At 62.3% G+C, this 7,539-nt stretch carries 11 protein-coding genes and 1 pseudogene; 7 read left to right on the top strand and 5 right to left on the bottom strand.

Going from position 1 to position 7,539, the window contains the following annotated elements; genetic code table 11:
• From EN925_RS15220 to EN925_RS15210, 3 genes are all read left to right on the top strand, one after another.
• The coding region (locus tag EN925_RS15220) for an EAL domain-containing protein (RefSeq protein WP_164894220.1) at window positions 1-681 on the top strand (681 nt) is incomplete at its 5' end.
• The gene (locus EN925_RS15215; protein ID WP_027162105.1) at window positions 678-1,526 is read left to right on the top strand and encodes an EAL domain-containing protein; all 849 of its coding nucleotides are present in this window, start codon (window positions 678-680) and stop codon (window positions 1,524-1,526) included. The genes EN925_RS15220 and EN925_RS15215, both read left to right, overlap by 4 nt.
• A gap of 112 nt (window positions 1,527-1,638) precedes the next feature.
• A complete protein-coding gene (locus tag EN925_RS15210; RefSeq protein WP_127368172.1) occupies window positions 1,639-2,247 on the top strand; it encodes a glutathione S-transferase family protein in 609 nt (202 codons plus the stop codon).
• 22 nt (window positions 2,248-2,269) lie between these two features.
• Here the strand turns inward: EN925_RS15210 and EN925_RS40705 are convergent.
• The 3 genes and pseudogenes from EN925_RS40705 to EN925_RS15195 all read right to left on the bottom strand — a co-directional run bounded on the left by EN925_RS40705 (window position 2,270) and on the right by EN925_RS15195 (window position 3,204).
• A pseudogene (locus EN925_RS40705) lies at window positions 2,270-2,523 on the bottom strand (hypothetical protein).
• The gene (locus EN925_RS15200; protein ID WP_127368173.1) at window positions 2,520-2,720 is read right to left on the bottom strand and encodes a hypothetical protein; all 201 of its coding nucleotides are present in this window, start codon (window positions 2,718-2,720) and stop codon (window positions 2,520-2,522) included. Before EN925_RS15200 ends, EN925_RS40705 begins: the two are co-directional and overlap by 4 nt.
• A 271-nt stretch (window positions 2,721-2,991) precedes the next feature.
• Window positions 2,992-3,204, bottom strand: a complete 213-nt coding sequence (locus tag EN925_RS15195; protein ID WP_010910991.1) for a cold-shock protein — start codon at window positions 3,202-3,204, stop codon at window positions 2,992-2,994.
• A 274-nt stretch (window positions 3,205-3,478) separates the two neighbouring features.
• Between EN925_RS15195 and EN925_RS15190 the strand changes: the two genes are divergently transcribed.
• Window positions 3,479-3,808 carry a hypothetical protein gene (locus tag EN925_RS15190; protein ID WP_027162103.1) on the top strand — a complete coding sequence of 110 codons (330 nt, stop codon included), beginning with the start codon at window positions 3,479-3,481 and terminating at the stop codon, window positions 3,806-3,808.
• Window positions 3,809-3,834: 26 nt separating this feature from the next.
• Here the strand turns inward: EN925_RS15190 and EN925_RS15185 are convergent, their stop codons facing one another.
• Window positions 3,835-4,725 carry a LysR family transcriptional regulator gene (locus EN925_RS15185; protein ID WP_064994529.1) on the bottom strand — a complete coding sequence of 297 codons (891 nt, stop codon included), beginning with the start codon at window positions 4,723-4,725 and terminating at the stop codon, window positions 3,835-3,837.
• 149 nt (window positions 4,726-4,874) lie between these two features.
• Here EN925_RS15185 and EN925_RS15180 point away from each other — a divergent pair, with 149 nt between their 5' ends.
• Genes EN925_RS15180 through EN925_RS15170 form a run of 3 tightly spaced genes read left to right on the top strand, consistent with a single transcriptional unit; the run spans window position 4,875 to window position 6,566 of the window.
• Window positions 4,875-5,777, top strand: a complete 903-nt coding sequence (locus EN925_RS15180; RefSeq protein WP_164766182.1) for an MBL fold metallo-hydrolase — start codon at window positions 4,875-4,877, stop codon at window positions 5,775-5,777.
• A 1-nt stretch (window position 5,778) separates the two neighbouring features.
• Window positions 5,779-6,168: a nuclear transport factor 2 family protein gene (locus EN925_RS15175; RefSeq protein WP_013530093.1), complete on the top strand. Its 390-nt coding sequence runs from the start codon at window positions 5,779-5,781 to the stop codon at window positions 6,166-6,168.
• Between the two features lie 26 nt (window positions 6,169-6,194).
• The gene (locus EN925_RS15170) at window positions 6,195-6,566 is read left to right on the top strand and encodes a nuclear transport factor 2 family protein (RefSeq protein WP_245460889.1); all 372 of its coding nucleotides are present in this window, start codon (window positions 6,195-6,197) and stop codon (window positions 6,564-6,566) included.
• A gap of 148 nt (window positions 6,567-6,714) precedes the next feature.
• Here EN925_RS15170 and EN925_RS15165 read toward each other — a convergent pair whose 3' ends face one another.
• Window positions 6,715-7,284 carry a methylated-DNA--[protein]-cysteine S-methyltransferase gene (locus EN925_RS15165; protein WP_013530095.1) on the bottom strand — a complete coding sequence of 190 codons (570 nt, stop codon included), beginning with the start codon at window positions 7,282-7,284 and terminating at the stop codon, window positions 6,715-6,717.
• Window positions 7,285-7,539: the final 255 nt, after the last annotated feature.

Here is a 7,539-nt window from a genome sequence, read left to right as displayed (position 1 = left end):
GCCGACCGGCTGCATATCGAGGCGCTGACCAGGACGCTGCATCTTCTCAACGCCGGTGCCTGCCTGCCGCGGGAAGCGTCGATCTTTGTTAATTTCGACCCGTCGGTGTTCACCGAACGCACTGTTGCCGACGCTGCCTTGCGCGAAATGCGGCTCGTGCTGCACGAGGCCGGCATCGACCCGCGCCGCGTCGTCTGCGAGGTGACCGAGCAGCGATCGGCGTCGCAGGAAGCCTTGCACGGCTTCGTCGCGGCACTGAGAGCCAACGGTTTTCGCATCGCCGTCGACGATTATGGCGCCGACGATTCCGACATCAACCGGGTCAAGGAGTTGAAGCCGGATATCGTCAAGTTCGATGCCTACTGGATCACGCAACTGATGGAGTCCGGCGCCGGCTTCGCGTTGCTGACCACCATGGTGAAGAACTTCGAGGAGCAAGGCATCCATACGGTGTTCGAAGGCATCGAGGAGGGCTGGCAACTGGAGCTCGCCGAGAAATCGGGTGCGTCGATGGTGCAGGGTTTCGTGCTGGCGCGACCCGAATTGGCGCCGACCAGCTTTGGCGTCTTCGACAAGGCCGGGCAGGCGCCTGTCGCTGCCGCCGTCGACACGTCGGCTGCTGCCGTGGCAACGCCTTCGGCGCGGCCGGTCAAGGCCTTTGGGCGCCGCGTGGCGACATGAGAGGTGATCGGCGGCGCAATGTCGGCGATGCGATCCGGGTCGACGAAGTCGGCATCGAATACGGCATGTATGGCGAGTTCCGGCTGCGCAGCGCCTATCAGCCGATTTTCGCGCCGCGCGGCCGGTTCCTTCACGCGGTCGCGGCCGAAGCCCTGATCGAGCCGCACCGTGCGGGCCGCCCCGGCGCGCCAAAGATGTTCTTCGAAAGCGTTGCCGTCTCGGACCGGCTGTTTGTGGAAACCATGTGCCGGGCGCTGCATCTCAGGAATTTTCGCAACATCGGCGTCGACGGGCTCGACCTGTTCTTCAACTACAATCCGTTGATCAACGACCATGCCGGGCGGGCACTGGCCGAGATTCGCCTGATGACCAGGCATCTCGGCGAGTTCGGCCTGGCGCCGGCCATGCTGGTCTGCGAAATCACCGAACAGGCGGCGGACGACGCGCTTCTCGCGCGGCTGGTGCGCGAAATGCGGCGCGACGGCATCCGCATCGCCATCGACGATTTCGGCACCGGGCACTCGACCGAGGAGCGGGTGAGCCTGCTCAAGCCCGACATCGTCAAGATCGACGGCACCTGGTTCGCGGAGTTCTGTCGCCACGCTGCCGCTGAACGGTTCTTCCGCCCGCTGGTTTCCAGCTTGCATGACCGCGGCGCCAAGGTGCTGGTCGAAGGCATCGAGCAGCCCACCCATCTGCGCGTCGCGCTCGAGGGCGGCGTCGACCTGCTGCAGGGTTTTCTCCTCGCCCGCCCAGCCTTGGCGGGGACCGTTTTCGAGGAAGAGCCACTGAACATCGACACGCTGCTGGGTACCGGCGGCAATGTCGTCCCGCTGTTCGGCTAGGGGCGCCACTATTCACACATCAGCGGCGCTGATCGTCGCGACAAAACAAATCATTGGTTGAGTCCGCCGCCGCTGCGATAATCGCGCGGAGAGAGTGCTCGGGGGAACAGCCATGATACTTTACGGCATGATCGACAGCGGCAATTGTTACAAGCCGCGCCTGCTGATGGCGAAGCTTGGCCTGGCCTTCACCAACGTCGAGGTGAGTTCGCACACAGGCGACACACGCAAAGCCGACTTTGTCGCCAAGAACCCGAACGCCATGGTGCCGCTGCTCGAGTTCGACGATGGCCGGCGGCTGGCCGAATCCAACGCCATCCTGCTCTATCTCGCCGAAGGCACACGCTTCCTGCCGGCGGACAGGTATGAGCGTGGGCTCGCGTATCAATGGCTTTTCTTCGAACAATACAGCCACGAGCCCTACATAGCCGTGCGCAAGGCGCTGCTGACCTTTCCCGAACGTGCTGGGGATGCGACCCCGGAGCGGCTGGCGGTGACGCTGGAGCGCGGCAACAAGGCGCTCAGCGTGATGAACAGGCATCTGGAAAACAATGCCTTCTTCGCCGGCAGCGCGCTCAGCGTCGCCGACATCGCGCTCTATGCCTATACGCATACGGCGGAGCAGGGCGGTTTCCAGCTCGACGCCTATCCGGCGGTGTCGGCATGGCTTGGCCGCGTGGAAGCGGATCCGGGGCATGTGCCGATCGAGTGGGTGGGGTAGCCTTCTCCTCCTGAAGGAGGGGCTATTTCAACAAATGGTCGTAGTCGGCGTGGGTGCCGACCCAGAACCAGATCACATCTTCATTGTTGCGTATGGCAACAGCCCGATAGTTTTCGTCAACTCGCGCCGACCAATAGCGACCGACCTGTTTGAAATGCAGTGAGGGATGAAAAGGATCGAACGCAGTCGGGCAAAACGCCTGTCCGCCTTTGCTCTGATTGACGATGGCAGTTTTTCATAAGCCTCCCAGAACGATGGAGAGGCGACGTGGTTCACAGAGGCCGCGTCCGACCAGCGCGATGGTCAGCCGGCGCCTGTTCGGCAAGCCTGTCCAAACGGCCCGCCTTCGCGTCGGCTTCCATCTGCCGGTCCCACATATCCGCCTGGAGCGCCTCGAACCAGGCGGCAAACGCCTTCAGTTCCTCGGGGCTCAGTTCGGCGACGGATTTTTCGATCTGCTCAAGTTTGGTCATGGCCGAATGGTACCACTACTGGGCTAAAAGTACCACAAGTTGGAACCATAGTGCAGGCTGCGCCACCTAACCCAGACAGCAAAAAAGGCGGGATAAATCCCGCCTTCCCATGCTTGGTAGCCTGATCGGGAGCGTCCGGTCCGGGCTGGCAGCTATCTGCTGATCCAGCTTGTCGGGTCTTTCCGCTCCAGCGCGCTTCTCGCGCGACTGTCAGTACATCCGTGACTTGCCGCGCGCCCCGAACTCTCGCCCGGCGCGCGCTATCGCAAAATCAGGCTGCCTTGCTCAGAGATCCAGCGGACGACTTGCCAGTGCGGCGGTCCTGCTCGATCTCGAAGTTGATCTTCTGGCCTTCGACCAGGGTCGACAGTCCAGCACGCTCGACAGCGGAGATGTGGACGAATACGTCCGCGCCGCCCGCGTCAGGCTGAATGAAGCCGAAGCCCTTGGTGGCGTTGAACCACTTGACCGTTCCAGTTGCCATTTAGATAGTCCTTCACATTTGCTTTAGATTGACCGGACCGAGGTCCAGCCGGTGTGCATCGAGATTTTGGAGATAGACGTCAGCAAACGCGATTATCGCGAGGCCCGGATCGATCGGCCGAAATATCAATGGAAGGCATATAGGCTGCTTTCGCACAAAAAACAAGACTGTGTGAGAAAGCCGTGATCAGGGCGCTGCCCAATGGCCGCCCCAATCGCGTGAGAGCGTCACGACGGATCGCGACGTCCCTGGGCGGCGGATCAGGGAGAGGACCATGAAAACCATTCTGCTTGCCGCCTGCCTGACGCTTGTCGCCGCTCAGGCTCAGGCGATCTCGCGCTACGACCCGACGCGTATGAGCTGCGGCAAGGTTCAGGCGACGATCGCCCGGCAGGGGGCGGTCATCCTGCGCTACCAGTCGAAGCGAGTGCCGGGACTGCCGCTCTACGACCGCTATGTGCAGAGCCAGCGATTCTGCAGCATGGGCGAGGTGAGGACACGAGCCTACGTGCCGAGCGCCGACACAAAGTCCTGCCCGGTCTACAACTGCAAGCGGCCGGACAACGACCGGCATTTCCGCCGGCGGTTCTTCCATAACAACTAGCGCTTGTCGACCGGCAGCCATTGCTCTCAATCCCGGATATGTTCCGTGAGCATGGACACGAATTGCGTCACCTTTTGCGGGCGAAAGCGCGCCGCCGGATAGACCACGTGAATGCCGCCGGAGGGCAGCGCCCAGTCGGGGAGCACGTGGACGAGGCGGCCTTGCGATAGATAGTCGACGACCAGATAGTCCGGCAGAACTGCCAGTCCGCCGCCGGCGAGCGTCGCTTCCAGTACGGCGGGCGTCGAGTTGATGGAGAACGCCTCGCGCAGGGTGATGGTGCGCGGCTCGGAATCGCCTCGGGTGAAGTTCCAGGTGAACGGCTTGCGAAGCACGGCATTGGCAACGAGCGGCAAGGAAGAAAGATCTTCCGGCTTGTTCACCCTGATCCCGGCCGCGAAATCCCGCGACGCGACCAGGATTTGCCGGAAGGTGCCGATGCGTCGCGCCTGCTGGCTGGAGTCATCCAGCCAGCCAACCCGGATGGACAGGTCGATCTTGTTGCCGATCAAGTCAATTATGGCATCGGAAATGACCAGTTCGACGCCGCAGGCCGGAAATCTCTGGCGAAAGCGGGCGGCGATCGGGGCCAGCACGATCGCGCCATAGTCATTGGACGCGGAAACACGCAGCACACCGGCCACCTCGGCGTTGGCCTCGCCAACCTCGGCGACCGCTTCTTCGACATCCCGCAGGATCAGAACGCAGCGTGCATGCAGAAGACGGCCTGCTTCCGTCGGCTCGACCCTTCGCGTCGTGCGCACGAGAAGCGTGGTCCGCAGCTCAGCCTCGAGGCGAGCGACTTGTTGGCTGACGACTGTTTTCGTGATGCCAAGCCGCTCGGCCGCGCGGGTAAAGGAACCTGCGTCGACCACGGTGGCAAAATAGGCGAGGCGATTGAGGTTTATCGATTCCACCACGAAGGCTCATTGTAAGCTTTCAACATACAGTTTGTATTATTACGGCCAATTTATTGATTAATCCAGAGGGCTTACCGTGCCGTCTACCGTCCGCCCTGCGGGCCCGTAGCCGCACCCGATCCCCTTTCATTCAACGGAGATATTCCATGTTCACGAGGAGACAGATCATGAAGACCTCATTGGCCCTCGGCGCAACCGCCGTTTTCGCGCCCATCGACAGCGGCCAGGCCGCCGGCGCCAAGCTTGGCTGGAAACACTTCCCGGCGGGTCCAAACGGTTTCTTCCGTGCGCCGGTGCTACTGTCGGGGCCGAGCGAAGCCCTGTTGATCGACGGCGGCTTCACCTATCCGGACGGCAAGGCGCTCGCCGATGCCCTCAAGGCCACCGGCAAGAAGCTGACCACCATCTATGTCACTCAGTCCGATCCCGATTACTACTTCGGCCTGAAGCCGGTGAGGGACGCCTTCCCGGAGGCAAAAGTCATCGCTGCCTCCGCCACGCTGGAAGCCATCAAGGGCAATGTGGAGAAGAAGCTCGCCGTCTGGGGTCCGCAACTGAAGGAAAATGGCCCGCAGGCGCTTTCCGACATCGTCCTCCCCGAGGCATTCGACGGCGCAACGCTGACGGTCGATGGCGAGACTGTAGAGATCGTCAATGCGGAAGAAGGATTGGCCAACCGCCGCTATCTGTTCGTGCCGTCGCTCAATGCCGTTTTCGGCGGGGTGATGATCTTCTCGGGCGTTCACGTCTGGACCGCCGGCACGCAGACCAGGGAAAGCCGTGCCGCCTGGATCAAGACGCTGGACGCGATTGCCGCCCGCAGGCCCGCTGTCGTGGTGCCCGGCCACATGGCCCCCGATGCCGCGATCGGTCCTTCGGCGGTGGAGTTCACCAAGTCCTATCTCCTCACCTTCGAGGAAGAACTGGACAAGGCGGCAGACAGCGCCGCGTTGAAGGCCGCCATGGAGACCCGCTTCCCCGGCCTCGGTATGGGCGTCGCCCTCGATGTCGGATCCAAGGTCGCCAAGGGCGAGATGAAGTGGGGCTGACATGGCGACGAACCTCGATTTGATCCGTGGAACCTACGAGGGAACTTCCGAGGAGAACGGCCGCAATCTGCTGGCCGTTCTTTCCGCCGACATCGAATGGACCGAGGCGGAAGGATTCCCCTATGCCGGCACCTATGTCGGCATCGAGGCCCTGATGCAGGGGGTCTTCAAGCGGCTCGGCTCGGAGTGGATCGGATACCACGCCGACGTGCACAGCTTCATTGCCGATGGCGACCGGGTGGCGGCCTTCGGCGTGTATTCCGGTACATATAAGGCGACGGGAAAATCCATGACGGCCCCCTTCGCTCATCTCTACGAACTGCGGGACGGCAAGATCATCCGCATGCGGCAGTATGTCGATACGGTGCTCGTTGCGCGCGCATTGGCCTGACACCGAAGCAACCGAGGGAGACATCCGTGCTGCAACTTAAATCCTTCGCGGCGGCCGCTTTCGCGGTCGCGGCGCTCACCGCCGCGGCGCATGCGGGAAACACCAAGCCGGTCAAGCAGGTGCTGCAACAGCATGAATTGACTCAAAAAAACAGGACGCTTGTCCTGAAAGCCTATCAGGCGCTGTTCGGCGACCATGACCTTGCCGCGCTGGACCGCTATTGGGCCGAGGCTTACATTCAGCATAACCCGACGATGACGGATGGCCGAGACTCGGTCAAAAAGCTTCTCGAAAGCATGGGTGTCGCCAATTGGCCAAAACAAAAAGTCGACTTCAAGCGGGTGATCGCCGAAGGCGACCTCGTCATGGACCCAGGTCGTTCAACCGAGGGCAGGTAACATGCCGGAGACCGTCATCGTGGACATTTTTCGCGTTGAAAACGGCAAGATCGCCGAGCATTGGGACGTGATGCAGCCGGTGCCCGCCAACCCGGTCAATAAGCGACCGATGTACTGATCCAGGCCTTCTGCCAGCGCCGGCCGCCGCTCAAAACCCGAACGATACCTGCGCCGGCGGCGGCGGGCCGACGCGCACGCCTTCCATGGCCAGCATCTTCTCCTTGGTGACCGAGCCGCCCGGCGCCGAGAAGCCGCCGATCTTGCCGCCGGCGGCAAGGATGCGATGGCAAGGGATGACCAGCGGCACCGGATTGGCTCCAAGGGCGGCCCCGGTTTCGCGGGCGAGCCCGGCATGGCCGGCGGTCTTGGCCAGCTCACCATAGGTGGTGGTTTCGCCGAAGGAGAGTTTTCGCGCCGCGTCGTAAATGGCGAGGCGGAAATCGTCGACGCCGTCGAGATCGACCGGTACGGCGGAGAAATCGACATCCTCGCCCGCCGCATAGGCCTTGATCGCTGCGATCAGCTCGACCACCCATGGCGGCTGCGCCGTGGAAGCGGAAACGCCACCGTGACGCAGCAGGCGCCGTTCCACCGCTTCGCGGCTGCGTTCGGGCAGGCAGAGCCGGATCAGGCCCTTTTCGCTCCAGGCAATGCCCATGAAACCGATCACTGTTTCTAACACTGCGTGGCCGGCCGTGATCGAAGCTGTCGTGACCATGATGCGTTCCTTCCCGCAAAGTGGCGAAATCCGGGATTCGTCCCAGTACATATCCGGAACAATATGGCATCGCCGCCCGCGTCTCGCCACCCGAAAACCACCTGATCGCCCCGATTGCCCGGCCTGAATCGCTGGTGTAAGGGATTTCTTAACAACCCGACAAACCGGACCCGAGCGCGGCTTGCCAGCAAAACTCAACCTTATCGCGATCGGCGTGATCCTGGCCGCCGCCGGCATCAGCGGCTGCACGTCGAC

Origin of the sequence: Mesorhizobium sp. M7A.F.Ca.US.006.04.2.1 (assembly GCF_004022915.1) — a bacterium.
Taxonomy (GTDB): Bacteria; Pseudomonadota; Alphaproteobacteria; order Rhizobiales; family Rhizobiaceae; genus Mesorhizobium; species Mesorhizobium ciceri.
This window is presented reverse-complemented; position numbering and strand designations above follow the sequence as displayed.

What these genes read in the sequence shown, in the direction of transcription:
- EN925_RS15215 (WP_027162105.1), top strand. Translation starts at nt 678, where the DNA reads ATGAGAGGTGATCGGCGGCGCAATGTCGGCGATGCGATCCGGGTCGAC.
- EN925_RS15210 (WP_127368172.1), top strand. Translation starts at nt 1,639, where the DNA reads ATGATACTTTACGGCATGATCGACAGCGGCAATTGTTACAAGCCGCGC.
- EN925_RS15200 (WP_127368173.1), bottom strand. Translation starts at nt 2,720, where the DNA reads ATGACCAAACTTGAGCAGATCGAAAAATCCGTCGCCGAACTGAGCCCC.
- EN925_RS15195 (WP_010910991.1), bottom strand. Translation starts at nt 3,204, where the DNA reads ATGGCAACTGGAACGGTCAAGTGGTTCAACGCCACCAAGGGCTTCGGC.
- EN925_RS15190 (WP_027162103.1), top strand. Translation starts at nt 3,479, where the DNA reads ATGAAAACCATTCTGCTTGCCGCCTGCCTGACGCTTGTCGCCGCTCAG.
- EN925_RS15180 (WP_164766182.1), top strand. Translation starts at nt 4,875, where the DNA reads ATGTTCACGAGGAGACAGATCATGAAGACCTCATTGGCCCTCGGCGCA.
- EN925_RS15175 (WP_013530093.1), top strand. Translation starts at nt 5,779, where the DNA reads ATGGCGACGAACCTCGATTTGATCCGTGGAACCTACGAGGGAACTTCC.
- EN925_RS15165 (WP_013530095.1), bottom strand. Translation starts at nt 7,284, where the DNA reads ATGGTCACGACAGCTTCGATCACGGCCGGCCACGCAGTGTTAGAAACA.